This is a genomic window from Rhizobium centroccidentale, assembly GCF_030182565.1.
Classification (GTDB): Bacteria; Pseudomonadota; Alphaproteobacteria; order Rhizobiales; family Rhizobiaceae; genus Rhizobium.
On the sequence record NZ_JAQJCG010000001.1, the window covers coordinates 43,280 to 68,937 of the forward strand.

Consider the following 25,658-nt stretch of genomic DNA (forward strand, 5'->3'; position numbering starts at 1 on the left):
TGCCATCAGGCGAGCATGCGGATACGGGGCTCGCGGTCCCAATAGCGCTTGGGCGCGGCACTCAGGAATGAGGCGAGATCCACGACGCCGGCGTCTGGTTGAATGGCCGCCTTGTCGAGCAGTACCTTGGCGGCAGCGTCATGACCGATCGCCTTTAGATGTCCGAAAGCATCCATCACCCATTGTACGGCTGCCGCCTCGTTGAGGAGCGAGGCTGCGCCGTCCTTCGAGAGGATGACGGCAACGGCATCGAAGAGCTGCGAAGGCGAACCAAGGAGCTGTCCGTCGGCACGGATCGTATTTCCGTCGGAAAGCTTCGTCTCCCCAACCTTGGGAGCGACGATAAAGGGCCTCGCCTTGGCGTCGTTCAGGGCGCCGACGAGATCGGAGATCGCCTTGGCGTCGCTTCCGCCGGCGATCAATATGCCGATCTGCCGTCCTTCCAGCGTCTCCTTCATGTTTTTATGAATGGAAAGAGCGGCGGATGCGTCGAGATCGATCGGTTCACGCGCCGGCAAATTCCTGGTCGGGTTGACGAGCCCGAGACCCGCGGCGACCCTGTTGGCGAGCCCTGTATCGACATTCATGAGGTTTCCGACCATGCGGGGTGGCACGTGCTGAAGCTGCACCTTCGATAATTCGAAGACGAAGGCTGATGCGATGTGAGCCTGTTCCGATGGTGTCTGGGATTTCCAGAAAAGACGCGCCTGGCTGTAATGATCGGCGAAGAGTTCACCGCGCACGCGCAGCTTGTCGCCCTGTTCTTCCTTCCCAGCCTGATGCTCGTAGGTGCGGAAACCCGTCACCGGACATTCGCGCGGGCCGCCGGTTTCGCTGTTCTCGCTGAGGCTATTCGGTTCGTAGTTCGCGCGGCCTTTCGGTATTTGCATTTGCATCTGCCCGTCACGCTGGAAGTTCATGACGGGACATTTGGGTGCATTGATCGGCAGCTGATGGAAGTTTGCGGTCCCGAGGCGGGATTTCTGCGTGTCGAGATAGCTGAAGAGTCGACCCTGCAGCAAGGGATCATTCGTGAAATCGACGCCGGGGACGATGTTTGCCGGGCAGAACGCCACTTGTTCGGTCTCCGCGAAGAAATTGTCCGGATTGCGATCGAGAACCAGTCGCCCGACGATCTTTACCGGCAGTACCTCTTCCGGGATAATCTTCGTGGCATCGAGGACGTCGTAGGGAAGGCTTTCGGCAAAGGCATCGTCGAAGAGCTGAAGGCCAAGTTCCCATTCCGGAAAATGCCCGGCCGCGATCGCCTCGAAAAGATCACGGCGATGGTAGTCGTTATCGGCCGCCTGCAGCTTCAATGCCTCATCCCAGACAAGCGATTGGATGCCGAGCTTCGGCTTCCAGTGGAATTTCACGAATGTGGATTTGCCGGCATCGTTGACGAAGCGGAATGTGTGGACGCCGAAGCCTTGCATCATGCGCGGTGAGCGCGGAATGGCACGATCGGACATCGCCCACATCAGCATATGCGTGGATTCCGGCATCAGCGACGCCCAGTCCCAGAACGTATCATGGGCGGTAGCCGCCTGCGGATACGCGCGGTCAGCTTCCATCTTCACGGCATGCACAAGATCGGGAAATTTCATGGCATCCTGAATGAAGAAGACGGGGATGTTGTTGCCGACAAGGTCCCAGTTGCCCTGCTTGGTATAGAATTTCACCGCGAAGCCGCGCACGTCACGCGGCGTATCCACCGAGCCGGCACCGCCGGCAACCGTCGAAAAGCGGACGAAGACCGGCGTCTTTTCACCCTTGCGCTGAAACAGATCGGCGCTGGTTACATCGGACAGCGATTCATAGAGCTCGAAGAAGCCGTGCGCGGCCGAACCTCGCGCATGCACGATCCGTTCGGGAATGCGCTCATGGTCGAAATGGAAGATCTTCTCCCGCAGGACGAAATCTTCAAGCAGCGTCGGGCCGCGGACGCCGGACTTCAGGCTGTTCTGATTGTCCGACACCCGGATGCCCTGATTGGTGGTCAGATGCTCCGCATTGCCATGAGAGCCGCTTTCGGGAATATGCTGGTGCGTCTCACCGCCTTCGCCGCGCGAGGTTTCGAAGCTCGTGTCCTTCGCCATGATATTCTCCTTCTGCCGTTGGAACTGCTGATCGAACCTTGTTCGGCCGGCAATGTTCCGATTGGCTGGAGGTGGCGGCTGGTGGTCTCAAAGTTTGATCAGCGCGATGCCGAGATCCTCTTGATGCCGGCGCTGCAATTCCGCCGGTGTTTCGACAATGGTCGCTTCCAAGGTCGGATGCACGATACCGTCGAGGAAGTGGCCGCCGCGTGTCGAGCCATCCTTCAGGCCGAGGACGGCATGAAGATGGAGGCTCGCTCCGCCATCCTCGCCTGTCGCAATATCGCCGATCAGGCTCAGCACCTCGCATTGCTCGGTAATAGGGATCTTGCGGTAGCTTCGCTCGCTGAAGTCGAACCAGCCGACAGTCGCCCGTTCAAATGCGCCGATTGCGGTGACCGAAGCAGCCTTCAGATCCTGATCCGTGGCGAAGCGCGCGAGCGTCGAGAATGCTTCCTCATTCGCATCGAGCACGACGACATAAGTCTTGAGGCCGTTCCGCAGGTCAACTTTCTTGAAATTCATCGTACTCGTCTCCCTTTCAATCCTGTGCCGGCTGGCCGTTGGAGGCGGACACGCCACCATCGACGGCGATGTTGGCGCCGGTAACGAAGCTTGCATCGTCGCTTGCCAGAAAGGCGATGACGGCCGCAACCTCTTCCGGCTCGCAGACACGACCGAGTGGAATGCGCTCCTTGAACTTGGCAACGAGGGCTTCGTCCTTAAGCATGTCTTCCGTCATGCCGGTGCGCGTGAGGCTCGGGCACACGGCATTGACGCGAATTCCCTTTCGTCCGAGATCGAGCGCCAGGGCGCGGGTCAGATTGACGATGGCGCCCTTGGCGGCGTTGTAGGGGCTCATACCCCAATCGCCGCCGGTGCCGGAGACAGAGGCAGTGGTGATGATCGACCCCTTGGTCTTTTCAAGATGCGGGATGGCTGCTCGGCAACCGAAAAACACGCCATCCAGATCGGTCGCGATGACGGCATGCCATCGTTCATCGGAAATGTCAGCGGGCGCGCCACCCTCGTGGATGCCCGCATTGTTAACGATGACATCAAGGCGACCGAACCGTTCCACCACTGCCGAAACCATCGCGGCAACCGCGGAAGATGCCGATACATCCACCACCTGCTTGAGGCTGCGTTCGGTTGGCAAATCCGCAACGACCTTTTCCAGCGCTTCCGTACGGCGATCGACGAGGGCGACATTCGCGCCTTCCTGGGAAAACCGTCGCGCTGTCGCCTCTCCCATTCCCGATGCCGCACCCGTTACGATGACGACCTTTTCTTCGAAGCGATGCATCGGGCTGTCCTTTCAAAATCGGTGAAACGGGATCTATCGAAACTTAAAGCGCGTCGCGATCTTTCAGATCCGCTTACCGCGCTTTAGGTCGTTGATTTTGCGCATGTCGTTATCGCAAAATCGCTACACACTTTTGCGCGACATGCTCTAGGCTCCGATAGGAACCATTACCGGACTTGAATGTTCCTGGACGCATCCCGCAGATAATGTGCCGTCGATGGAACCGAAAGCGAGTGAGGAGGTTTGGAGTGACAATGCAATCATTACCGGAAGAACATCATGACACATCCACAACCGCCATTTTCGCCGCAGCAACAGCCCATGCCCGGCTATACCGCTGCCATGCATCCCGCGCCCGATCATGGGGAGGCGACCTATCGCGGATCGGGAAAGCTTAATGGCAAAAAGGCTGTCATCACCGGCGGCGACAGCGGCATTGGCCGCGCTGTCGCAATCGCCTTTGCCCGCGAGGGCGCCGATGTTCTGATCGCCTATCTGAGCGAAGATGACGATGCTTACGAAACCAGAAAATGGGTTGAGGAGGCCGGCCGCAAAGCGGTATTGATGGCCGGCGATATTCAGGATCCCAAACATTGTCGCGATATCATCGACAAGGCCGTCGCCGAACTCGGAGGGATCGATATTCTTGTCAACAATGCTGCGCATCAGGCGAGCTTTCAAGATATCGGCGATATTACTGACGAGGAATGGGAATTGACCTTCAAGGTCAATATCCATGCCATGTTCTATCTGACCAAAGCGGCCGTACCGCACATGAAGCCGGGTAGCGCCATCATCAATACGGCGTCCATCAACTCGGATACTCCAAACCCGACATTGCTTGCCTATGCCACCACCAAAGGGGCTATCCAGAATTTTACCGCAGGGCTGGCGCAATTGCTCGCGGAAAAAGGCATTCGCGCCAATGCCGTCGCGCCCGGACCCATTTGGACTCCATTGATCCCTTCGACGATGGCGTCGGAAGCGGTCGAGAATTTTGGAAAGCAAGTGCCGATGAAGCGGCCGGGTCAACCGGCTGAGCTGGCAACGGCTTATGTCATGCTTGCCGATCCGCTCTCCAGCTATGTTTCCGGCACGACCGTCGCGGTTACCGGGGGCAAGCCTCTCCTTTGACTTCAGCGCATTTGCGCGGGATGTCAGCGAACGGCGCTCATTCGCGGAACATTCTGGGCTGAAGTTGGTTGGATCCGGGCGGCCAATGTCGGAACGGCCGCGAGATAAATCGCCCGCAGCTTCTGGCAAAGCAATGACAGGAGAAGATGATGAGCAGCAAACCACCACCGGTTCCCGAGGAAAATCGAAGCGACAAAGGTGTTGGTGACCACGCCAAACCATCGATATCCGATCCCCATAAGCCTGACATGACGGTAGATCCAGACAAGAAAGGCCAGCAGGGAAATAGCAGGATCAATACCAGTCACCAGGGGCATCAACAGGATCGATAGGGAGGTGCCAATGTCCACATCGACCAAAACACCGGCTAGTATTCGCCAAGGCGGCCCGGGAGCATCCCATGAAAATGCCAAGGCGCCCTTGAACATTCCAAAGCCGCCGGCCGAGCCCGATAAGCGGGACCGCAGCAAGGTTTCCGGCGGCGGCGGCGAACGAGATCGCCATCATAGCCATGATCCCAAGCGGAAAGGTGGCCACGCGGCAAGTTGAGGCTGAATTTCCGCTCGTGTCGAAAAGCCGAGCGGAAAGCCCGAAGCAGTCCTCAAGGTCCCAAATGTTTGCCTGGAACAAAACAAATCGATAAATGTTTGGCCGGTGCTCTCAGGAATATTGGAGACACCGCCATGGTCGCTCAAGACCTTCACGCTGCGCACCCTCTTCCGCCCCGCCCTCTTCACTCGCTCATCATTCCAATCCCGATGGTTTGCTTCCTTGGCACATTGGCGACGGATGTGGCCTATTGGGGAACCGCTGAAATGATGTGGGCGGATGCATCTGCATGGCTGCTTACGGTTGGCTTGTTATTCGGCTTGCTTGCTGTCATTGCCATGATAGTCGATGCACTTGGCAGACGCCTTTCCTCGATGCGCGGACCGGTCTGGCTATATTCGATCTGTAACGCTCTTATCTTCGTCTTGTCGTTCTTCAACGCGCTGGTCCATAGCCGTGATGCGTGGACTTCAGTCGTTCCGACCGGCCTTATTCTTTCATCCGTGGTGGTCGTTCTCGTCCTTTTTAGCGGCTGGATAAGGCGAGCATTGATCTATCGCAGAGGGCCGGGAGCCGAGAGATGAAGAGCACGATAGGTAAGTCGACTGTGCCGTCCTCCTTTACCGCACTTATCTGCGGCACGGCCCTCATTCTCTCCGGCTGCAATCAGAACGAACAGGATCCGAAGGATCAGGTCGGACCAAACCCGACATTGCCGGCCCAGACGCAATATCTCATCCCGCCGATGCATGTCGCCAAAGTGATCGGCTGGCAGAACGGCGATAAGCCGAAGGTTCCGGACGGGTTGCAAATCAAGGCGCTCGCAACGGGATTGAAACACCCGCGCTCAGTTTATGTGCTACCGAATGGCGATGTTCTTGCTGTGGAATCTGTTGCGCCGCCTGCGGCATCGATCAAGCGGCCCAAGGACCTGATCATGGGCTGGATCGAGTCGATGGCGACATCTGCCGGCAACAATGAAGGAAGCAACCGTATAACCTTGTTGCGTGATGCCGACGGGGATGGGGTTGCGGAAACGAAGAGCGTTTTTCTCGATCATCTCGACTCCCCTTTCGGTGTCGCTCTTGTCGGTAGCGACCTTTATGTCGCGGAGACGGACAAGATCATGCGTTACCCATACAAGACGGGCGAGACGAGCATCCCCGATCCGGGAACGAAACTTACCGATTTGCCAGGCGGACCCATCGATCACCATTGGACCAAGAGTCTGGTGGCGAGCCCCGATGGGACGCTGCTTTATGTCGGTGTCGGGTCGAACAGCAATATCACGGAAAACGGCATACAGGCTGAAATGGATCGCGCCTCCATCTGGGAGGTCGATAGGGGAACGGGCCGCCATCGCATTTTCGCGGATGGGTTGAGAAATCCGAATGGTCTTTCCTGGGAGCCGCAAACGCACGCCCTCTGGGCAGTCGTCAATGAGCGCGACGAACTCGGTCCCAATCTCGTGCCGGACTATATGACTTCCGTGAAGGAGGGTGGCTTCTATGGTTGGCCATACAGCTATTTTGGCAAGAACATCGATCCCAGGGTCATGCCGCAGAGACCAGACCTAGTAGCGAAGGCAATCGTTCCGGATTACGCGCTGAGTTCGCATGTCGCGCCCTTAGGGATGGTCTTCTATACCGGCACCAATTTGCCGGAAGCGTATCGTGGAGGGGCCTTCGTCGGTGAGCATGGGAGCTGGAATCGGCACCAATTCAACGGTTACAAGGTGGTCTTCGTCCCATTCGCAGACGGCCGGCCCAAAGGTCTTCCGCAGGACATTGTGACCGGCTTTTTAAATGGCGACAACGAGGCGAGGGGACGGCCGGTAGGTTTGGCAGTCGACAAGCTTGGCGCTCTGCTGATTGCCGATGACGTAGGCAACACGGTTTGGCGCGTTACCTCGGCAGCGCCATGACCCGTTCCCAACACCGTCGAAAAACGGTGCCTAACCATGTTCCGTGCCATATCGGCGGATTGAGAGGCGCGTTGAAGCGCCAGCATAAGTCTCGCTCATCATAGCAAAGCCGCCCTCACCAAAGTCAATTTGCGTGCATCATGATGTGTTCATTCGGTTTCAAGTCGGATGTGGCTGACTTAATCAGCCACCATCGCGCTTCATTCTTTTCCGCACGGCTTTGCGATGTCTGCTGATGGCCTGCGCCTTTTCCCGGATACGCCGTTGGGACGGTTTTTCGTAGGCCCGTCGTTCCTTCATTTCACGAAACAGGCCTTCGCGCTGCATCTTTCGTTTCAGAACTCGGATTGCTTGTTCGACATTGTTGTCTCTTACCAGAACCTGCATTTTGTTCTCCTCATTATTGGTGATGAATTGCAAGCGTCAGCCGAGTTGTTCGGCGATCAGCTTCCGAAGCTCCTCGCGGGTGAGCAAACAGGGATAGGGTTTCCAGTTCTTGTCGGGGAGCTGGTTGATGGGTTGATCGCATTCGCGCGGTTTCACCGCCGCGAGCGCGTCGATTGTGTTTGATTTTTTCAACAAAATCTCCTGCGCCGGCCATTAAGCCAGCGCTCATGTCAATGGATGACGGAAGCGCCCGTCACGTCATCGGACGGAGGGCAAAGAACGGGCCGCCAAATGGGTCGGGCGATTAAGGCCTGGACCAGCCATTGCAATGCAACGGGCGAGCGGAACCGCATATCTCATGGCGGTAAATGGGTATCGAATCCCGATGTTACAAGGGACAAAATCTTCGGAGCGTCGAGGGCATATGGAGGCCGCGTATCACGCATCGGGGGGAATATGGGAATCGACACCGGTTGTTTTCAGATTGTTGCGAACCTTGACGACACCAGGCGTAGACAGCCCGAGCGCTTCCGCCTGTTCGGCAGCCGCCTGCGTTTCGACACTGCCTTCCAATGTTACGATGCCGCCATCGGCATGAACCTCGATGCTGTCTGCATCGATTTCTTCGCTCTCGATGAATCGTTCGGTAATGGCCGCTTCCAGTTCATCGTTATCGATGCGGCTGGGTGGCAACGGCCCCAGCGTGTGGGCCGTGTCTTCCTCAAGCCCGTTCGTGTCTGCGTTGTCTCCGATCAGGCCAGAGGGAGTATCTTCGTCAAAATTCGCTGGAGTGGTGCCGTATTCTCGATTTTCCGGTTCGGTCGAACCCAATGCACTTTCGTCGGAATATGGCCATCCTTCGCGGGTATCGCGATCCTGATAGTCGCGATAATCCTCTTCTCGCGACAGCGCTTTCTTCTTTCGAAACTGTGTCATAACCAATCTCCTTCGCTCTAGCTCAAGAAACACAATCAGCTCCGATTCTGCTTCTCGGGTGCCTATCCGGCTTCGCCGATCCGCTAGTGGTGCTTGAAGTATTGCACTTCGCGCTCATGCTTTTCGGCCGCCTCGCGGGTCTTGAATGTCCCGAGATTCTTGCGCTTGTGTGTCTTCGGATCGAGCTTGCGTGAGTAGAGACGATATTCGCCCGATTTCAGTTTGCGGATCATGAGGGCTTCTCCTTTTGCTATGGATATAACCCCCGTCGGCAGCCCTGGTTCCGATCGTACCAAGCCGCGATAAAGCCCATCCGAACGAAGAACGTCCGTATCGAGGAAGGAAATCTTTCCGCGCCTCATTCGTCCGCGCTATTTCTCTGCCAAAATACGCGAACCTTTGTCGCTTGGCGTGGCCTTCGGAACTGCCGTGAACTGCCTTACCAGCCATAGCTGAAGGTAGCGCCACTGCCATTATCCCCATCCTGCACCACGTCGGTTTCCGTGTTTCGCCCATACTGGAAAATGCCATAGGCATTGTTGTTGCCGTTCTGTCGCAAGGTTGCGGAATGACCATTGCCCTGCTGCTGGATGAAGCCGAGATTGCCTCGGCCGGTCTGGGCGATGCCAGCCGCATTACCCCGGCCCAGCTGCCGAATGTCGGCGTCTTTCAGACCGCGGTAGAGTGAATAGACGCGCAATCCGGTCGAGAAAAGATCTGAATCCTCGGCATTATCAGGCACAAGGTTGAACGAGATCCGCCCGCCCGCATAGGCCGGCGCGGACAAGGCGACTTGTCCCAGGCTCCCGACAAGAAGAGTGACAGTAAGGATTTTAAACACGTTGCGGGTCATCCTGATCTCCATAGGCCGGCTGCTTTAGCCGATGACCAACTTTCGCACTTTTAAGCTGAACCCAGTCGAAATTGCCCGTTCAGTTGTCGTTCAGTCGTCGAGGGTAATTCCAGGAAAAATGCGCAGCGGTTTCCCGTCCGGAATTGCGTGAAACCAAAGAGATAGAGGGTCCAGAGGCTCCGTGGAAAAACTGAACTACTCTAAACCTGATCGAAAGCAAAAGGGCGCCAGAAACCGGCGCCCTTTTAAAGGGATTTGCAGAGTGTGGAGACCGATTAATCGTCGCCGACCTGCTTCGTGCATCTGAAACTCTTATCCCCGATCACAATATCCAATGTTGCCTTGTATGCGGCTCCTTTGGAGCCGAGCGAGACGGAGCTGAGGATTGCCGCATGCCCCGCTATGGCATCAAAATCGCCACTCTGGTTGATCGTGGAACTTCCACCATCTCCTGATTTCTCGACACGGAACGTGTAAGCCCCGCCAACGTGCTTGTCGGCGTGGACGAGCGCATCCAGTCTCACCATACCTGCTCCAGGCGTGGCTTTGATTTCGCAAAGCCCCGCATCGTCAGATTGGTTGGCAGTCGTCATGGCCGCAACGGCGCCGACGGGAAGCAGGACCAGCGCGAGGATCGTCATAAGACGGCGCGGATGTTTGATGCTATTTGGCATGGGTCATCTCCCCAAATGGTCTGCGGTTGCGTTTCTGACTTCTTTCAGGTTATCGCGCAGCTGCTTACGGGCAGGCCTGGACGAAGGCGGCGACATTGCCGTTGCCGCCCTGGCTGACATTGGCGCTGCAGCCATGGCCGACCTGGACGCCAGCCGCGATGTTGCCATTGCCGTCCTGGGTAAGGATGGTCGTGTGGTTGGAGCCAAACTGGCCGATGCCGGCTATGTTGCGGTCACCGTTTTGATAGGTGGCGCCGTAATTGTCATTGCCTTCCTGGCCGACAGCCGAAAGGTTATGGCGACCATATTGATGGCCGACAATGCGGTTGTAGCCACCGTTCTGGTAGGTTCTGATGCGGTTTCCGTACCCTTCCTGTGCACCACCGGCAGAGTTCGACCAGCCATATTGTTCGATACGCACATCGTTGGCCATGGCGGGGGCTGCAGCGGTGAGGCCGACGAGAGCGACGAGTGCGGTTGCAATGAAAGACGTGCGGATCATGACTGTGTCTCCTCAGGCGGATAAGACCGCGGTTGAACGTCTTTCTTTTAGACGCCGCCTTCGGAACAGAAGCTGAAAGCATCATTCAGCCCGGGTTCATTCGCAGAGATCGGTGCCAGCCCCTCACAATTGACCTAGCCTATCATTCAAAGATGGCGGGCTGATCTCCAATGCCATCAAAACCGTTTAGCGGCGCTGCCGGGCGCGCAGTCCATCAATGTAAAAATCGAGATGCCTGTGCGCGAGCGCGCGCTCCTCGCTCGAAGGCAACCCAACTGCGAGTGGTCGAGCAAAGCGGATCAAGGCGAATATGATATCGCGATCAGAGAGATCGCTGCGGAGCGTGCCGTCCTGGGTGGCGCGGCTGACGATAGACTTCATGAGCCTGCCGGCTCGGGCGAGAAGATCGGGCCAGTCTCGCGTCTCCAAAAGGGGGTGAATGATGTTGACCACACCAATCCCATTATCCAACGCCATGTGCATGTATTGGCGCAGGACATCGCCCTCGTCAGGAGCGGTTCCAACCAATGCCTCTCCAGCACTGATGCTTCTTTCCAACACGCAGCGGACGACGGCATGAAGAAGTGACTGCTGGTCGGGAAAGTGCCTGTATAGGGTTCCTATGCCGACGCCGGCGCGCTCTGCTATGGCGTCACGCGAGGGTTCACCGCCGACTTTCAGAATCAGTTCGACCGTTACATCTATCAGTCGTTGTCGATTTTTTTGCGCATCCGCCCGCATCGGGTTTCACATCTTCGATCGTCTTGATACTGCCATAAACGGAGTATATTCCTCCGTTTCTGATGTCAAGATTCCAGCTGACGAGTCCGCTCATGAAAGTGACAGTTCGCCTCTCTGAGGTTGACCGGAATCAAGCTTCGTTGGTCGGTGGGAAGGCCGCGAACCTTGGGGAGCTGGCAAAAGTCGAGGGCGTAGTCGTTCCGGCCGGCCTTTGCGTAACAACGGATGTATTTTCTGCGGTCCTTGCGGGCTCGCCCGAGGTTGGCGCCGCTATAGGCCGGCTCGATCTTGCGCTGGGTGGCGAAGGCGCTACCAATGCCGTCTTGTGTGCTGAAGTCCGCCTACTGATCGAGCGGTTGACGGTTCCCAAGTCGGTCGTGGCCTCGATTTCCGCGTTGCTGGCCGAGGGCGGAGGGGCTGCGGCTTGGGCTGTTCGCTCGAGCGCGACGGCTGAAGATATGCCAACCGCCTCCTTTGCCGGCCAGCATGAGAGCTATCTCAGCCTATGCGGCATTGGCGCTATCGTGGATGCCGTGCGCCGCTGCTGGGCCTCTCTCTTCACCGAGCGAGCGGTAACTTATCGTCGGCACAACGGAATCGGCCATGGTGGTATCAAGATGGCCGTCATCGTGCAGCAAATGGTGTCGGCCGATGCCTCGGGCGTAATGTTCACGGCCGACCCCGTGTCGGGAGACAGAACGATCGTCGCGATCGAAGCCTGTGCCGGAAGCGGCGAGGCGCTCGTCTCGGGTTCCGTCATTCCGCAAGGCTTCAGGCTTCGGGGCGCGCAGGTCGTCGAGACGGCGGCAGGCGATTGCGCCATACTGGCTGCCGAAGAGGCGCGGGATCTCGCTGCCGTCGGTCGACGCATCCAGGCGCATTTCGGCTGTCCCCAGGACATCGAGTGGTGCCTGTCCGATGGTGCGTTTCAAATTGTTCAAAGCAGGCCGATCACCACCTTGTTCCCGGTCCCGCCCCATGACGACGGCAAGCGACATGTCTACCTGTCGGTGGGCCATCAGCAAATGATGACCGACGCGATACGGCCGCTCGGCCTGTCCTTCTGGCAGAGGCTTGCGGCCCGTCCCATGCACGAGGCAGGCGGCCGCCTGTTCGTCGATGTCACCGAGCAACTTGCCTCCCCCGCCAGTCGCGCGGCTCTGATGGTTATGCTTAACCGGGATCCACTCATCCGCAGTGCGGTCGATGCGCTGCTGGAGCGAGGATTTGTCGCCACGCGTCCCGAACAAGACGCAAATGCCTCGGCATCCGCGCCCAAGGCTGTAGGTGAGAAGAATACCGCGACCAATCTCGACCCCGCAATCGTAGGCAAACTGATCGCGCAAAGCGAGATGGCGGTCGAGGAGGCACGGCTACATCTCGCGGCGAAATCCGGCAACGAGCTGTTCGACCTCATCGCTGACGATCTTGCCGCGCTGAAACGGCAACTGACCGCGCCGCAAAGCACCCAGGTTCTCATGGCCGGCATCGAGGCGATGTGGTGGCTGAACGACCACATCGCCGAGTGGCTTGGCGAAACGGGCGTGGCCGACACGCTCTCGCAGTCGGTCGACAACAACATAACCTCGCGGATGGGTCTCGATCTTCTCGATGTCGCCGACGCAATCCGACCTCATGCCGACGCCGTCTCATTCCTGCGGCAGTTTGACGGGAGTGCCCCCCTTTCGGATCTCGTAAAGGTCGACGGCGGCCCGGAAGCATTCGAAGCGATCGATGGCTACCTTGCCAAATATGGCATGCGCTGTGCGGGCGAGATCGACATCACCCGAACCCGCTGGCGGGAAAAGCCCGCGGTTCTCGTCCCGATGATTCTGGCCAACATCGACCGCTTCCAACCCGGTGAAGCCAAGCGGCGCTTCGATGCCGGTCTCGCCCGAGCGAAGGCTGCGGAGCAGGACCTTTTATCGCGCTTACGTGCCCTCTCGAATGGTGAGGCGAAGGCTGCGAAGACCAAGGATGCAATCGATCGAATGCGGGCCTTCATCGGTTACCGCGAATACCCGAAATACGGATGGGTCTGCCGCCTCGACCTTCATAAGCAAGCAATGCTGAGAGAGGCGCAGAAACTTGTCGATAGCGGAGTGCTGAACCGGACGAGCGATATCTTCTATCTCCGTTTTGACGAACTACGCGAGGTTGTCCGGACGGGGCAGGCCGATCATGATCTCATCCTTGCGCGCCGTGCCGAGTTTGCGGCTTACGAGCGGCTTGCTTCGCCGCGCGTGCTCACCTCGGATGGTGAAGCGCTTTTTGGCGACTTTAAACGTGATGACCTTCCCGCGAAAGCGCTTCCAGGGCTGCCTGTTTCGGCGGGGAGCGTCGAGGGGCGCGCCAGAATCATCCGCGACTTGGCCGCGGCCGATATTGAGGCCGGAGATATTCTCGTCACCGCCTATACCGATCCAAGCTGGACCCCGTTATTCGTAAGCATAGCCGGGCTGGTGACCGAAGCCGGTGGACAGATGAGCCATGGCGCTGTCATCGCGCGCGAATACGGCTTGCCCGCCGTCGTTGCGGTCCAGGATGCGACCCGGCGCATTCTGGACGGTCAGAGGATCCGCGTTGACGGGACGAATGGCGTGATCACCATACTGACATCCGCCTGAGCAGGCCGCAGACTTCCAACAGCGGTCCGGCAGCAGTGGAGGCTCACTTGGTGCGTACCTCAAGCGCGGCTGACGTCAGGCGACTCTGCTCATAAAGCCAATCGCAGAATTCTCGAGGCCCTGGCCTGACATCATCATTGCGGAAAAGCGCAAAGTGCCAGTCGGGACCGTCAAGCACGTGGTCGAAGGGTGCCACCAATGCACCCGATCGGACCAGGGGTTCGAAGAAGCCGAGCGGTACGAGCGCCACGCCTTCGCCCGCGCAGGCCGCATTCACATTCAGGTCATGGTTCGGATATTCCACGCGGGTGAAGTTCAACTCCGGCGGGACGCTCCCTGTTGCGCTCAGAAACCATCTTTCCCAGTCCGGATGCGGCAACAGCGGCAGAGTTGCGAGCGTCTCGGGGACTTGAGGTTCCAGCAGCGCCGCAAGCGATGGAGCCAGAAGCGGGGTCAGCTGCACAGGAAACAACCGAAAGCCCTCCAGGCCCGGCCAGCTCCCGGCTCCGGTGCGAATAGCAACGTCGAAGTCTGACGGATCACGAATATCGGCCGAAACGTCGAGTTCGATTTCGCAGCGCTGATAGCTCGAAAGGCGCGGCGCGAGCCAACGAGTTGCTAGCGTGGGAGGCGCGGTTACCCGCAGGGGAGGAGATGCTGCCTCGAAAGCGGCCAAGGCGGAGTGAATTTCATCCATACCGCGCCGCACGCCCTTTGCAAGGAGGATGGCTTTCGGCGTGGGCACCACGCGTGGTCCTCGCCGAATGAAGAGTGGTTCACCCAGTTCGTCCTCAAGTGTTCGAATGCGCAGGCTCACCGCGGCGGGGGTAAGAAACAAGCGTTCGGCCGCACGGGCAAAACTGCCGGAAACGACGCAGATCTCGAGGACTTTCAGAGATTCCAGTGAAGGGCGCATATGTAGTTTCGCTTATGATGATAGCAAGTAATGCCCGTTTTTGCTCCAAGATTATAGCGAGTTTAATACTCGCCAGAAATGGAGGCGATCGCGCGTTCCATAAATGGGAGTGCCTCATGGAGCTGCAATCGCGTCCTCTATTTACTCTTTATCTCGAGCTTCATCCTACGATCGATATCGGGCCATGTCCCGCAGGCGCGCGCCGCATTTTTCCGGTATCGGGCGGCCACTTCGAAGGAGCGCGTCTGAAGGGCAAGGTCTCACCGTTGATCGGCTCGGATCTTCTTGTCACCCGCCAGGACGGAACATTTCAGCAAGATGTGCGGGTTCTGCTCGAGGCTCAAGATGGCGCCCATATTCTCATGACCTATCGTGGTGTTCGCCACGCGTCGGTCGAAGTTTCCGAGCGTTTGGGGCGCGGCGAATCTGTCGACCCTTCGGAATATTATCTACGAACGACGCCGTATTTCGAGACTGCCTCGCCCACATATGCGTGGATCAATGCGATCGTCTGCGTTGGAAAGGGCGGCCGCTTTCCAGGCGGCGTCAAATACGAGCTCTTCGAGATTCTCTGACGAACAGAAAAACGGTCGGGAGCGAGGTTTCTTCACGAGAATGGGATCTTTTGTTTCAAAGCTGGTTTGGCTGCGGAGACTTCCGGTGTGCGTGCGATCGCGGTTCAGGGCGTGTGTGGGTGAACCCGCTGATCTCAGCTTCCAGTGGATCTTTCGGCGATCGCGTAACGCCCTCCTCATGGAGGCTGTGTTTTCACCGTCTGGGGCAATGACGGGCCATTGCGTCGCTTCCCTTCAAGAGCCCGTGCATCATAGCAATCACTCGCTTTGAAAAAGAACAAGGTGGCCAAAACTGGCCGCCTTGTTCTTTTGGCTTGCAATCGGTCAAAGACCGACGCCCGCCCCTGAAATTAGAACTCTTCCCAGGATGCCGCTGCACCGGAACCAACGAATGCGCCGGCGATCTTGGAGCGCAGCGAGCGTGCCGGCGAGGCGGCAGGGCGGGATCGCTCCGTCGCAGCTGCCGGCCGCGCATGGCTGCGGCCGTTTTGCAGATCGAATTGTCCGAGCAGCTCGTTCAGGGCCGTCACTTCCTTGGCAAGGCTGTAGCTTGCCGCGGTGGATTCCTCGACCATGGCGGCATTCTGCTGCGTTCCCTGATCGATGCTGTTGACGGCTGTGCTGATCTCCTGCAGGCCGGTCGCCTGCTCGCGGGCGGCCTCGACGATCGCTCGCACGTTGCGGTCGATTTCTTCGACTTCCTTGACGATCTGCTGCAGCGATTGCCCTGTCTTGGTAACGAGATTGACGCCGCTGTCGACCTGCTGGCCCGATGTCGAAATCAGCGCCTTGATCTCCTTGGCGGCCGTGGCGGAGCGCTGCGCAAGCTCCCGGACTTCCTGTGCGACGACGGCAAAGCCCTTGCCCGCTTCGCCCGCACGCGCTGCCTCGACGCCTGCATTGAGAGCAAGCAGGTTCGTCTGGAAGGCTATATCGTCGATGACGCCGATGATGTTGGAAATTTCGCCCGAGGATTTCGAGATCGCCTCCATTGCTGAAATCGCTTCCTGCATGACTTCGCCGGATTTTTCGGCGCCGATGCGCGCTCGTCCGACGAGCGAGCTTGCCTCCTCCGCGCGCCGGGTGGAATCCTTGACGGTCGTGGTGATCTCCTCGAGTGCGGCCGCCGTCTCCTCGACAGAGGCCGCCTGCTGCTCGGTGCGCTTGGAGAGATCATCGGCTGCAGACCGGATCTGGCTGGCACCGGCGGCAATGGCCTGACCTCCCTGGCCAACGGAGCGCAGCGTTTCCTCCAGCTTCGCCATCGAGGCATTGAAGTCCGCCCTCAGGCGGTCGAGGTGATCGACGAAGGGCTGTTCGATGCGATAGACCAGATTGCCATTCGAAAGCTCGGCCAGACCGCTTGCAAGGCCATCGACGGCAAATTGCGTGTCCGCCGCATCCTTGGCTTTCTGTGCTTCGCGTTCAAGCCTTTCCCGTTCGGAGAGACTACGATTGGCGCTCGCCTCCTGTTCGAGTCTTATCCGCTCGATGGCATGGTCGCGGAAGATGGAGACGGCCGCAGCCATCTGACCGACTTCGTCTTTGCGCCCAATGCCGACGATCTGCTCATCGGTATTGCCGTCGGCGAGGGATACCATGCGCGCCCGCAGCCGTTCGATCGGGGCCGCGATGCCGCGCGTCGACACGAGAATGGCGATCGCAATGGCGGCGGCAAAGAGAACGCCAAGCGCGACCAGAGCATTTGTAATGGTGCTGCTCGCGTGTTCCGCCAGCATGTCACTCTTGTCATTGATGTTCTTATTGAACGTATCAAGCCACTGGCGAACTGAGACTACCTCGTCATCGATCATCGGATCCACCTGCTTCAAGAGCTTGGCGGCGGTGTCGTTGTCATCGATCAGACCGGCTTTTACGGCTTGATCCGTAAGGACGATGATATCATTGGCCCTCGAGGCCAGCTTTTCCACGGCATCCGCTTCAGCAGGAATCAACCGTTTAACGTTCGCGAAACGCTGCAGAAGAATTTGCTTATTCTCCTCATAGTCCTTCGAAAACTTCGTCGTCTGCGGATCCTTGGCTGGATATTGCAGGATCTGATAGGCATTGTAACTCATGGCGGTCAAGCGCTGGCTGGCCCTCGACATTTCCACCGCAGCCGCTTCATTCTTGGCAATAAAATTCGAGTAGGTGGCAACCGTGTTCCTATACTGGCTCGATACGACAAGGACACCTGCGATCCCGATCAGACAGATCGGAATGATGATGGAGAGCACTTTCGTGCGGATCTTGGCGTTCTGGAGAAATGACATGGTGGCTCATTGGTTTTTAGCGAGCTGGCAGCTGCCCACACGATGAAAATGAATATAGGCCTGCGATTGTCTGCTCTGAAGATCGGAAACATCGCAGGTAAGGAGCATTCTGCTCGACGCATTTGGCGCTGCAATGCCAATGAAGTCAGATATGTCTGAGAAAATAATTAACGACAACCAGAACTGCGCGATTTTTATTAAATAATTCAACGGCTTGGTCTGTAACTGCAAATTGCATGATGCAAGAATGTCTGCCAATCAATAGTAGATTCCTGACCGCAAGGACGCGTATCTGTGTGCAACATACCGCGCAGAATGGCAGGCTTGCATAGAAATGCAGTCTTTGATTGCGGTCATTGCGCAAAGAAGCGAATAAACTGCAATCGCCGCCTTGCATAAGCGCATGCGTTACGATCTTCGACCCAAGGCCGCCTTGGCACGATGTGATGTACAAGAACGCTCGTAGGGCGGATTTTCCATATCCCAGCCCGCATGCATGCGAAGCCCTGCGGCCCGCCTCCCTTGGATCAAGATCAATGTGGCTCGCCGCTATGAAAATCTGTGTTCCTTGCCGGTCAAAGGCGTGGCGAATAAAGCCTCGCCAATCTGGATCGGCCGATCGCCGTCGGTGCGTGCGACAAGCGATATCAGTTCGGGAACATCAAGATGAACGACCGTGTCGGCGCCGAGCCGCTCGATGTGGCGCACGCGCCCTTGCCATTTTCCTTCCGTTGCGGAAAGTGCGATATGTTCCGGCCGGATTCCGTAAGTCCGGCACCCCTCTCTGGCAGCGACTTCGCCGTCAAACAGGTTCATCTTCGGCGATCCGATGAAGCCCGCAACGAAAGGCGTGGCCGGGTTATGATAAAGACCCATCGGCGTTCCGATCTGTTCGATCCGGCCACCATTCAGCACGACGATCTTGTCTGCCATCGTCATCGCCTCGACCTGATCATGGGTGACATAGATCATCGTTGCCCCGAGCTTGGCATGAAGTTCGGTCAATTCCATCCGCATCTGCGACCGCAAGGATGCATCGAGATTGGAGAGGGGTTCGTCAAACAGGAAAACCTTTGGATTGCGAATGATCGCCCGGCCGATCGCAACACGTTGCCGTTGACCGCCGGATAGCGCCTTCGGCTTTCGGTCCAGCAGATGCGACAGCTGGAGAATATCGGCAGTCTGCCGAACCTTTTCCTGAATCTCAGCCTTGGGGCGCTTGGCGAGCGAAAGACCGAAGCCGATGTTTTCGCTGACCGTCAGATGCGGATAGAGCGCGTAGGACTGAAACACCATCGCGATGCCGCGCTCCGAAGGCTCGGCGTCCCTCACGTCCTTGCCGTCGATGGAGATCCTGCCCGAGGTCGAGGTTTCCAATCCCGCGATCATGCGCAGAAGGGTGGATTTTCCGCAGCCGGAGGGGCCGACGAAGACACAGAATTCCCCAGCTTCGACGGTCAGATCGACACCATTCATCACGGTCAAACTGCCGAAGTCCTTGCGGATATTTTGAAGAACGACACTTGTCATGGCTCATCCCTTTACTGCGCCGGCCGTCATGCCTGCCACGATCTGCCTATTGAAGAACACGAAGACGATGAGCGGCGGGATCGTCACCAATAGAATATTCATGAACAGAAGATTGTACTGCGTTTGAAACTGTCCCTGGAAATTATAGAGTGTCAGCTGCACTGTTACGTTTTCTCTGCCCGGCAGGTAATAAAGAGGGTTCGTGAAGTCGTTGAAGATGGCGATCGACTGCACGACGATGATGGTCACGGTCACCGGCTTCAGCAATGGCAGCACGACGCGAAAGAAGATCTGCAGCGGCTTTGCTCCATCGATGATTGCCGCTTCGTCGAGATCTCGCGGGATTGTTGCGATGAAGCTACGGAACATGAGGACGGTAAAACCAAGGCCATAGGCAACCTGAATAAGTATCATTCCCGAGATGGACTTGAACAGGCCGATCGACTGTAAAACCCAGATGGTCGGTACAACGGCAGGGGGAATCATGAGACCGGCGAGAACACAGCCGTATATGATTCTATTCCAGCCGGATGGACGACGCTGCAAGATATAGCCGACCATGGCACCAAGCAGAACAAGCAGTGAAACGGCGGCGACAGTGATGATGGTCGAATTGAAATATGCCAGAAGAAGCATATAATTGCGGGTTTGAATAACCTCGATGAAATTCTGCAGCAGGCGCCATTCCTGAGGCAGGGTAAAAGTCAACGACGCGGCATCCTGCTTTGTCTTGGCGGCAGTTATGAAAATGAACAGGAAGGGCAAGACGAATATCAAGCCACAGGCAACCAGGGACGCTATGCCGATATAAAGCTGACGGCGGGTCAAAGATCCACCTCCTTGCGGTTAAACCAGGCTGTTATCGGTAGAATGATCGCAGCGATGAGGACGAACAGGATGACATTGCCGGCTGTCGACAAGCCATAAAATCCGGCCTGGTACTGTTTGTAGATAACGCTTGCCAGCACATCCGACGAGAAACCAGGCCCGCCGCGCGTCATTGCCCAGATCAGGTCGAAGCTGCGCAGCCCACCGATCAACGATAAGGTCATGACGGTAATTGTTGCCGGTTTCACCAGTGGAACGGTGACACGGAAAAACATCTGGCGGCGTGTCGCACCGTCGATCCTGGCGGCTTCATAATAGTCGGGGCTGATCGAGGCGAGACCGGCGATATAGATGACGGTTGCGAGACCAATGCCCTTCCAGAGATCGACGAAGACAATCGAATAGAGCGCCAGAGCGGGATCCGTCAGCCAGCCTGGTCCGTGAATGCCCATGGCAGCGAGCGTTATGTTGATCAGGCCGCGGGTCGGATGCATCAATACGGAAAAGGTGATGCCGACGCCGATCGTCGATACGAGAACCGGAAAGAAGATCACGGTGCGCAGCAGACCCTGCGCCCAGATGCCCGAAGTCAAAAGAACCGCCAGCAGCAGACCCAGGATCGTCTTTGTAGCGGAGGTCGTCACCGCATAGATGATCGTATTGATCAGGCCCTGGATCAGAAATGGTTCCTGGAAGAACTGGCGATAATTGTCCAGGCCGATGAACTGGGTGGTAAAGAGATCCCAGCGTGTCAGGCTGAACCAGAAAGAGGCGGCAGTCGGCAGCAGAAAGAGAACTGTGAATATCACGGCTGCCGGCAGGACGAACCAATAGGGATAGGGTGATTTACGTGTGGCCATGGAGCTACCTTGGACCCCTACCCGGACCGATGCCGGGCAGGGGATCGGCTGGGAGGTTACCAGTTGGGCAGCCCAAGTTGTTTGGCCTGCTTTTCGACATCCTGATCATAGAGCGCCGCGGCGTCCTTCGCGGAGCGAATTCCGGTCCCGACTTCGACGGTGATTTGCTCCAGGGCTGGCCCTTTGACCGGTGATAGAAACTCCAATGCCGGGGTCGCATGCCCCTCCGTTTCGAAATAGGGCAACATGTCGGAAACGACGGGCGGAATATCCTTCGGCAACTCGCATCCCCTGACGAGATAGGGGCCGGAGGAAACTACCTTGGCCATCAGGTCGCAGGCTTCTTTGGAGCCGACCCAATCGACGAATTTCTTGGCCTCCTCGACATGTTCCGATTTCGCGGAGACATAGAGTGCGGCAGGCATCCAGACGGTGAGACCGTTCTTGGCCGCATCTGCTCCGGGGAGTGCAAAGAAGCCGAGGTCTTTCAGATTGTCTGGAAAATTCTGCTGTATGTTTCCAATGCCGAAAGTGAGGTTTGGATAGTGCGCGGCCTCGCCCGTGGCGACCATGCGCATGCCGTCGTCGAAGGTTGCCGCGCCGAAATCGGCGTTGAAAAATCCGCCTTTTGCGACCTCTTCCAGATGTTCGAACCCCCGCAAGGCAACGGGCGTATCGGCGTATTTCTGCTTGTTGGCGGTGTAGTTGGCGGCAAAATCCGGGATCTCCGCCTGAACATTGTGGAAATCGGCGAGCACGAAAAGCTGCGACGTCCAGGTCGTGCCGTAGGTTTGCGCGATCGCCACCTTGCCGGCCGCCTTGATCTTCTGGTTGTTGGCCATGAAATCCGCCCAGGTCTTGGGCGGAGTAAGGCCGAGCTCGGCATAGATCTTGCGATTGTAGAAGATTCCGCCCCCCATGGCCGGGCCGAACGGGATGCCGCGAACGTGGCCATCCGGGCCCGTGACGACCCTCTTGAAACTATCGAGAATTCCGGCTTCGGAGGCGAGGTCGCTGAGGTCAGCCATTGTTCGCTCCGGCTTCAAGGCCTGGAATAGCGAGCCGGCGTTGTATTGAAAAATATCGGCCATTTCGCCGGTTGCAAGGCGTGTCTTGATGATGTTGTCGCCTTCCGATCCGCCGGCACGCTGTTCGACATCGAAGCTCACGTCCGGATGCTTTTCCATATAGGCCTTGGAGACGGCATCGAATGACGCGATGGATTCGGGGTTGGTGTCAATCAGGACGCTGAGCGTCACGTCGGCATGTGCGACGCCCGCCGTCAGCGACATTGAAATTGCCGCGAGGACGCACTTCATCATTCTCATAGTCATTTCCTCCTCCTGAAGACCGGAATGAATTGAGCTGTCTGCTTGCGGGATGAGATGCCGCAAGCTGTATCAGATGGCAAAGCTGATCGTATGTTCCCCCTTGCTCAGTTTGAGTTGTCTGCCTGGTTCGATCTCGGCGCCATCCACCTTCAACGATTTTCGATTTTCTCCCGCTGCCAGGCGGGCCGTTATACCTTCCGGCAGCAATAGACGGCATGTGACGGTTTCTTCCTTCACCGCCCATGCGGTCTCTATGCGGCCGAACCGTGTGTCATGCCAGGCCGAGACCGGCGATAGTGCCGGCAGGATGGCAGGGTCGAATGAGATTTCTTCGAAGCCTGGCGCGTCCTCCAGCGGCTTGATTCCAGCCACATCCTCAAAGAGCCATTGGCATACGGCTCCATAGGCATAGTGATTGTAGCTGTTCATGTCTGGATCGTAGATCGTGCCGTCCTCGGCAAGCGCGTCCCATCGCTCCCATATCGATGTCGCACCTTGATCAACCTGGTATAGCCAGCCCGGCACCTTGCGATTGAGGAACATCTTTTCGGCAAGGTCATGCATGCCGAGCCGCGTGAGAGCCGGAAGCAGCGCCGGGGTTCCTATGAAGCCAGTGCCGATGACACCGTCGGTTTCTTCGGCCACGCGTCGAAAATAGGCGCGGGCGGCCTTTTCATACTCCGGTGGAACAAGCCCATATAGAAAGGCCAGCGCCCATGATGTCTGATCGTTGTGCGCAATACGGCCTGATGGCGTAAAGAATTCGGTCGCGAAGGCGGCCCGGATCTCTTCCGTGCGAGCTTCCATGCGCTCCGCCTCGCCACGGTCACCCAGGATGCGGGCGATCTTTGCCGTCAACTGGGTAGAAATGAAATGATAGAGGGTCGCTGCGCAATCATCCGCAACCGTAGGCCGTGGCTTACGATTGTCGCCAATGGGCTGCAGCCAGTCGCCGAAGGTGAAGCCATTCGCTCCCCAGACGGCCGGGGGGCGAATGATCGGTCCGTTGGAAATGCCCCACAAGTAGTCGAGCCAGCGCTGCATGGCCGGGAAGCATTCCCTAAGCACGCCGGTATCGCCATAGTGGAGATAAAGCTGCCAGGGGATGATGACGATGGCGTCTCCCCAGCCGGTCGATCCCGCCCAGTCGCCTCGGCTATCGATCGGGTGAAGCCGTGTCGGGTCCGGCGAGAAATGCGGGATTGCCCCATTGGCACGCTGATCATGCATGACATCGCGGAGGAATTTCCGTAGGAAGGATTGGCTGTCTGCCAGCCAGCACGCCGTCCCGGCGAAAACCTGCGCATCGCCGGTCCAGCCCAATCGTTCATCGCGCTGGGGGCAGTCTGTCGGCACTTCGATGAAGTTGGAGCGCTGCGACCAGATGGTGTTTTCGACAAGGCGGTTGACCGCCCCGACGCCGCAGTTGAAACCGCCGGCCGCCACGGGAACGGATGATATCGGGACCATGGCGATGCCGACCAGTTCAGCCCGGCCGGTGATGTGGACGCGCGCATAGCGGAAGCCCATGAAGGTGAAGAGCGGCGCATAGACCTCTTCTCCTTCGCCGGCGAGCGTATAGATGAGTTCGGCGCGCGCGCTGCGATAGTTGCGATTGTCGAAAAATCGCCCCGGACCGAGCACTTCTGAATGTTCGATGCGAAGCTTGGCACCTTTCTCACCTTTCACGCGGATGCGGATATAGGCGCCGGCATTCTGGCCGAAATCGTAGACGTTGCTGCCGCCGTCCTCGATCCAGCTGTCGATCGGTGTATGCTCGGGGAGTTCCTTGACGGCGCCCGTCTCGTGCGGAACGAGCAATCCCTTGTCGAAGGCGAGAACGTCGACGCCATGGCTATCCTGCGGCGTGATGCGGGCGTCGTAATCCTCTCCATAGTAGATGCCGTTGCGGGTGACCGGTGTGAAACCGCTCTTCCAGCTGTCGTCCGTCTTCAAGAGCAGTTCGCCGTCGGCGTTCAGCTCCGCAATCGCTGCCGCCCGTTCGCCCCAGCAATTGAAGACCGGGTTAAGTGCCCACATCAGCTGGCTGCGGTACCATCCATCCCCCAGCCAGATCTCGATGCGGTTTTCGCCGGTGCGCAGATGCTCGGTAACGTCGTAGGTCTGGTAGGCGATCCGGTCATCGTAGCAGGTCCAGCCCGGCGTGAGCAGATCGTCGCCCACGCGCCGGCCGTTGATGAAGGCGCGATAGAGCCCCAGCGCAGAAATGCGCAGCGTCGCTTCGGTTGGCAATTTTTCCAGCGTGAATTGCCGGGAGACGAATGTTCCCGCGGTTCCCTGACCGGCATCGCACGCCGGCGCGATCATCGATGCAGCAAATTGGAGTGCGGAATCGACACAGGTCTTGGCCACGGCGGGGCCGTGGTCTGAGCGAATTGTCATTGCATGCCTCCTCAGCCGCCTGTCCTCCGGCGGGATACGATTTTGTGTATCGTTCTATGTATATCATTCTACACAATCGATTGCGGCGCAAGAGTTTTGTGCCTATAATTTGCCCAGATCGGGGATTGAGACAGTTTATGACGAAAAATCAGATCGTTAACGCGGCGCAGGAGAGGGTAACCATCCGGCATGTGGCAGAAGATGCAGGTGTGTCTGTTGCGGCGGTATCGAAAGTCTTGCGCAATGCTTATGGCGTCAGCGACAGCCTGAGAGGCAGGGTCGAAGCCTCGATCGAAAAGCTTCGCTATCGCCCATCGGTTGCCGCGCGAGCGATGCGTGGGCGGACGCAGACCGTTGGTGTTCTGGTGATCGAACTATCGAACCCGTTCCTTCCAGGCGTGATCGAGGAGGCCAATGCCGCCCTGTCGGAAAATGGCTTCAAGGCATTGATCGGCATTGGGCGTTCCGCGAGCTCGATCGAAGCGTCAATGATCGAATCGATGATCGACAACCGGATGGATGGGGTCGTGATCATCGCCCCGCGCATATCCGGCAAGATTCTGGAGCGCTATGCGCGGCAGATTCCGATCGTGGTCATCGCGCATCACGAGCCGCATGCCGAAACCTATGACACCGTCAATTCGGACGATCGCCGAGGCGGATATCTGGCTGTCGAGGCCGCCCTGCATGCAGGCTATAGGGATATCGCCATGCTGAGCTATGACCTCCTGGATTCGCCGGCGACCATCGTTGCCGTACAGCGCGAAGAGGGCTACCTCGATGCCATGAAGCAGGCCGGGCTTGAGGGACGCATCATCCGGCTGCCGCCGGTCGCTGTCGATCGCGAGCGGGCGATCCGGAATTTCCTCGATTCAAAGGACCGGCCGCGCGCAGTTTTCGTATGGTCCGATCTCGATGCCGTCCCCTTGCTCAATGCGGCGCGGACAAGCGCAATTCGCGTGCCTGAAGATCTTGCGATCATCGGCTACGACAACTCTCCGATGGCCGCCATACCGCTTGTCGGCCTGACGAGCGTCGATCAAAATCAGATGCAGCTCGGGCGGACGGCTGCGGAGGTGCTGCTCAGCAGGATCGATGGCCGGCGCGACGCCAGACATTTGCTGATCGAGCCCCGCGTGGAATTACGCGGCAGCACTTGACGCGTAATCCGGACAAAAAGGCAGAACGACGGGCCTGGCCGCGTCCGGCT

The 25,658-nt window shown here is 57.9% G+C and carries 26 protein-coding genes; 8 read left to right on the plus strand and 18 right to left on the minus strand.

Going from position 1 to position 25,658, the window contains the following annotated elements; all coding sequences use genetic code 11:
- Nucleotides 1-5: 5 nt before the first annotated feature.
- From PH562_RS00210 to budC, 3 genes are all read right to left on the minus strand, one after another.
- Nucleotides 6-2,099, minus strand: coding sequence for a catalase (locus PH562_RS00210; protein ID WP_285170758.1), 2,094 nt, complete (start codon nt 2,097-2,099; stop codon nt 6-8).
- A gap of 87 nt (nt 2,100-2,186) precedes the next feature.
- Complete coding sequence (locus tag PH562_RS00215) at nt 2,187-2,624, minus strand: PPC domain-containing DNA-binding protein (protein WP_285170760.1); 438 nt, start codon at nt 2,622-2,624, stop codon at nt 2,187-2,189.
- 16 nt (nt 2,625-2,640) lie between these two features.
- Entirely contained in the window at nt 2,641-3,405 is a 765-nt protein-coding gene (gene budC / locus PH562_RS00220) for a meso-2,3-butanediol dehydrogenase (protein ID WP_285170761.1), read from the minus strand.
- 279 nt (nt 3,406-3,684) lie between these two features.
- Here budC and PH562_RS00225 point away from each other — a divergent pair, with 279 nt between their 5' ends.
- From PH562_RS00225 to PH562_RS00245, 5 genes are all read left to right on the plus strand, one after another.
- Nucleotides 3,685-4,539: an SDR family oxidoreductase gene (locus tag PH562_RS00225; RefSeq protein ID WP_208409432.1), complete on the plus strand. Its 855-nt coding sequence runs from the start codon at nt 3,685-3,687 to the stop codon at nt 4,537-4,539.
- Between the two features lie 149 nt (nt 4,540-4,688).
- Complete coding sequence (locus PH562_RS00230; RefSeq protein WP_113232567.1) at nt 4,689-4,871, plus strand: hypothetical protein; 183 nt, start codon at nt 4,689-4,691, stop codon at nt 4,869-4,871.
- A 10-nt stretch (nt 4,872-4,881) separates the two neighbouring features.
- Nucleotides 4,882-5,088, plus strand: a complete 207-nt coding sequence (locus PH562_RS00235) for a hypothetical protein (protein WP_095438688.1) — start codon at nt 4,882-4,884, stop codon at nt 5,086-5,088.
- A gap of 134 nt (nt 5,089-5,222) precedes the next feature.
- Entirely contained in the window at nt 5,223-5,672 is a 450-nt protein-coding gene (locus PH562_RS00240) for a DUF2231 domain-containing protein (RefSeq protein ID WP_113232566.1), read from the plus strand.
- On the plus strand, nt 5,669-7,012 hold the full coding sequence (locus PH562_RS00245) for a PQQ-dependent sugar dehydrogenase (protein WP_113232565.1): 1,344 nt from the start codon (nt 5,669-5,671) through the stop codon (nt 7,010-7,012). The genes PH562_RS00240 and PH562_RS00245 overlap by 4 nt, the downstream gene beginning before the upstream one ends.
- Before the next feature lie 183 nt (nt 7,013-7,195).
- Here PH562_RS00245 and rpsU read toward each other — a convergent pair whose 3' ends face one another.
- The 8 genes from rpsU to PH562_RS00285 form a co-directional block, all read right to left on the minus strand.
- Nucleotides 7,196-7,399: a 30S ribosomal protein S21 gene (rpsU, locus tag PH562_RS00250; RefSeq protein ID WP_113232564.1), complete on the minus strand. Its 204-nt coding sequence runs from the start codon at nt 7,397-7,399 to the stop codon at nt 7,196-7,198.
- A 36-nt stretch (nt 7,400-7,435) separates the two neighbouring features.
- Nucleotides 7,436-7,591, minus strand: a complete 156-nt coding sequence (locus PH562_RS00255) for a hypothetical protein (protein WP_285170770.1) — start codon at nt 7,589-7,591, stop codon at nt 7,436-7,438.
- 246 nt (nt 7,592-7,837) lie between these two features.
- The gene (locus PH562_RS00260) at nt 7,838-8,335 is read right to left on the minus strand and encodes a BON domain-containing protein (RefSeq protein WP_285170772.1); all 498 of its coding nucleotides are present in this window, start codon (nt 8,333-8,335) and stop codon (nt 7,838-7,840) included.
- An 83-nt stretch (nt 8,336-8,418) separates the two neighbouring features.
- Nucleotides 8,419-8,568 carry a hypothetical protein gene (locus PH562_RS00265; RefSeq protein ID WP_095438695.1) on the minus strand — a complete coding sequence of 50 codons (150 nt, stop codon included), beginning with the start codon at nt 8,566-8,568 and terminating at the stop codon, nt 8,419-8,421.
- A gap of 206 nt (nt 8,569-8,774) precedes the next feature.
- Complete coding sequence (locus tag PH562_RS00270; RefSeq protein WP_285170783.1) at nt 8,775-9,188, minus strand: curlin; 414 nt, start codon at nt 9,186-9,188, stop codon at nt 8,775-8,777.
- Between the two features lie 275 nt (nt 9,189-9,463).
- Nucleotides 9,464-9,862 (minus strand): curli-like amyloid fiber formation chaperone CsgH, encoded by a 399-nt coding sequence (gene csgH, locus PH562_RS00275; RefSeq protein WP_113232560.1) that lies wholly within the window; start codon nt 9,860-9,862, stop codon nt 9,464-9,466.
- A gap of 64 nt (nt 9,863-9,926) precedes the next feature.
- Nucleotides 9,927-10,364: a curlin gene (locus PH562_RS00280; protein WP_113232559.1), complete on the minus strand. Its 438-nt coding sequence runs from the start codon at nt 10,362-10,364 to the stop codon at nt 9,927-9,929.
- A 186-nt stretch (nt 10,365-10,550) separates the two neighbouring features.
- Nucleotides 10,551-11,105: a TetR/AcrR family transcriptional regulator gene (locus PH562_RS00285; protein ID WP_113232558.1), complete on the minus strand. Its 555-nt coding sequence runs from the start codon at nt 11,103-11,105 to the stop codon at nt 10,551-10,553.
- A gap of 92 nt (nt 11,106-11,197) precedes the next feature.
- Here PH562_RS00285 and PH562_RS00290 point away from each other — a divergent pair, with 92 nt between their 5' ends.
- Nucleotides 11,198-13,732: a phosphoenolpyruvate synthase gene (locus tag PH562_RS00290; protein WP_285170793.1), complete on the plus strand. Its 2,535-nt coding sequence runs from the start codon at nt 11,198-11,200 to the stop codon at nt 13,730-13,732.
- 43 nt (nt 13,733-13,775) lie between these two features.
- On the opposite strand, the gene PH562_RS00295 is transcribed toward PH562_RS00290, so the two are convergent.
- Nucleotides 13,776-14,648 (minus strand): LysR substrate-binding domain-containing protein, encoded by an 873-nt coding sequence (locus PH562_RS00295; protein ID WP_285170795.1) that lies wholly within the window; start codon nt 14,646-14,648, stop codon nt 13,776-13,778.
- A 116-nt stretch (nt 14,649-14,764) separates the two neighbouring features.
- Here PH562_RS00295 and PH562_RS00300 point away from each other — a divergent pair, with 116 nt between their 5' ends.
- A complete protein-coding gene (locus PH562_RS00300; RefSeq protein WP_285170797.1) occupies nt 14,765-15,223 on the plus strand; it encodes a DUF3237 domain-containing protein in 459 nt (152 codons plus the stop codon).
- Between the two features lie 350 nt (nt 15,224-15,573).
- Here the strand turns inward: PH562_RS00300 and PH562_RS00305 are convergent, their stop codons facing one another.
- The 6 genes from PH562_RS00305 to PH562_RS00330 form a co-directional block, all read right to left on the minus strand.
- The gene (locus PH562_RS00305) at nt 15,574-17,496 is read right to left on the minus strand and encodes a methyl-accepting chemotaxis protein (protein WP_285170799.1); all 1,923 of its coding nucleotides are present in this window, start codon (nt 17,494-17,496) and stop codon (nt 15,574-15,576) included.
- Between the two features lie 549 nt (nt 17,497-18,045).
- The gene (locus PH562_RS00310) at nt 18,046-19,026 is read right to left on the minus strand and encodes an ABC transporter ATP-binding protein (protein WP_285170801.1); all 981 of its coding nucleotides are present in this window, start codon (nt 19,024-19,026) and stop codon (nt 18,046-18,048) included.
- A 3-nt stretch (nt 19,027-19,029) separates the two neighbouring features.
- Nucleotides 19,030-19,854 carry a carbohydrate ABC transporter permease gene (locus tag PH562_RS00315; protein WP_285170803.1) on the minus strand — a complete coding sequence of 275 codons (825 nt, stop codon included), beginning with the start codon at nt 19,852-19,854 and terminating at the stop codon, nt 19,030-19,032.
- Entirely contained in the window at nt 19,851-20,714 is an 864-nt protein-coding gene (locus PH562_RS00320) for a carbohydrate ABC transporter permease (RefSeq protein ID WP_285170805.1), read from the minus strand. The genes PH562_RS00315 and PH562_RS00320 overlap by 4 nt, the downstream gene beginning before the upstream one ends.
- 56 nt (nt 20,715-20,770) lie before the next feature.
- Nucleotides 20,771-22,042 (minus strand): ABC transporter substrate-binding protein, encoded by a 1,272-nt coding sequence (locus tag PH562_RS00325; RefSeq protein WP_483315305.1) that lies wholly within the window; start codon nt 22,040-22,042, stop codon nt 20,771-20,773.
- Between the two features lie 72 nt (nt 22,043-22,114).
- The gene (locus PH562_RS00330) at nt 22,115-24,448 is read right to left on the minus strand and encodes an alpha-L-rhamnosidase (protein ID WP_285170813.1); all 2,334 of its coding nucleotides are present in this window, start codon (nt 24,446-24,448) and stop codon (nt 22,115-22,117) included.
- 137 nt (nt 24,449-24,585) lie between these two features.
- Here PH562_RS00330 and PH562_RS00335 point away from each other — a divergent pair, with 137 nt between their 5' ends.
- Nucleotides 24,586-25,608: a LacI family DNA-binding transcriptional regulator gene (locus PH562_RS00335; RefSeq protein ID WP_285170816.1), complete on the plus strand. Its 1,023-nt coding sequence runs from the start codon at nt 24,586-24,588 to the stop codon at nt 25,606-25,608.
- The last annotated feature ends 50 nt before the right edge of the window (nt 25,609-25,658 follow it).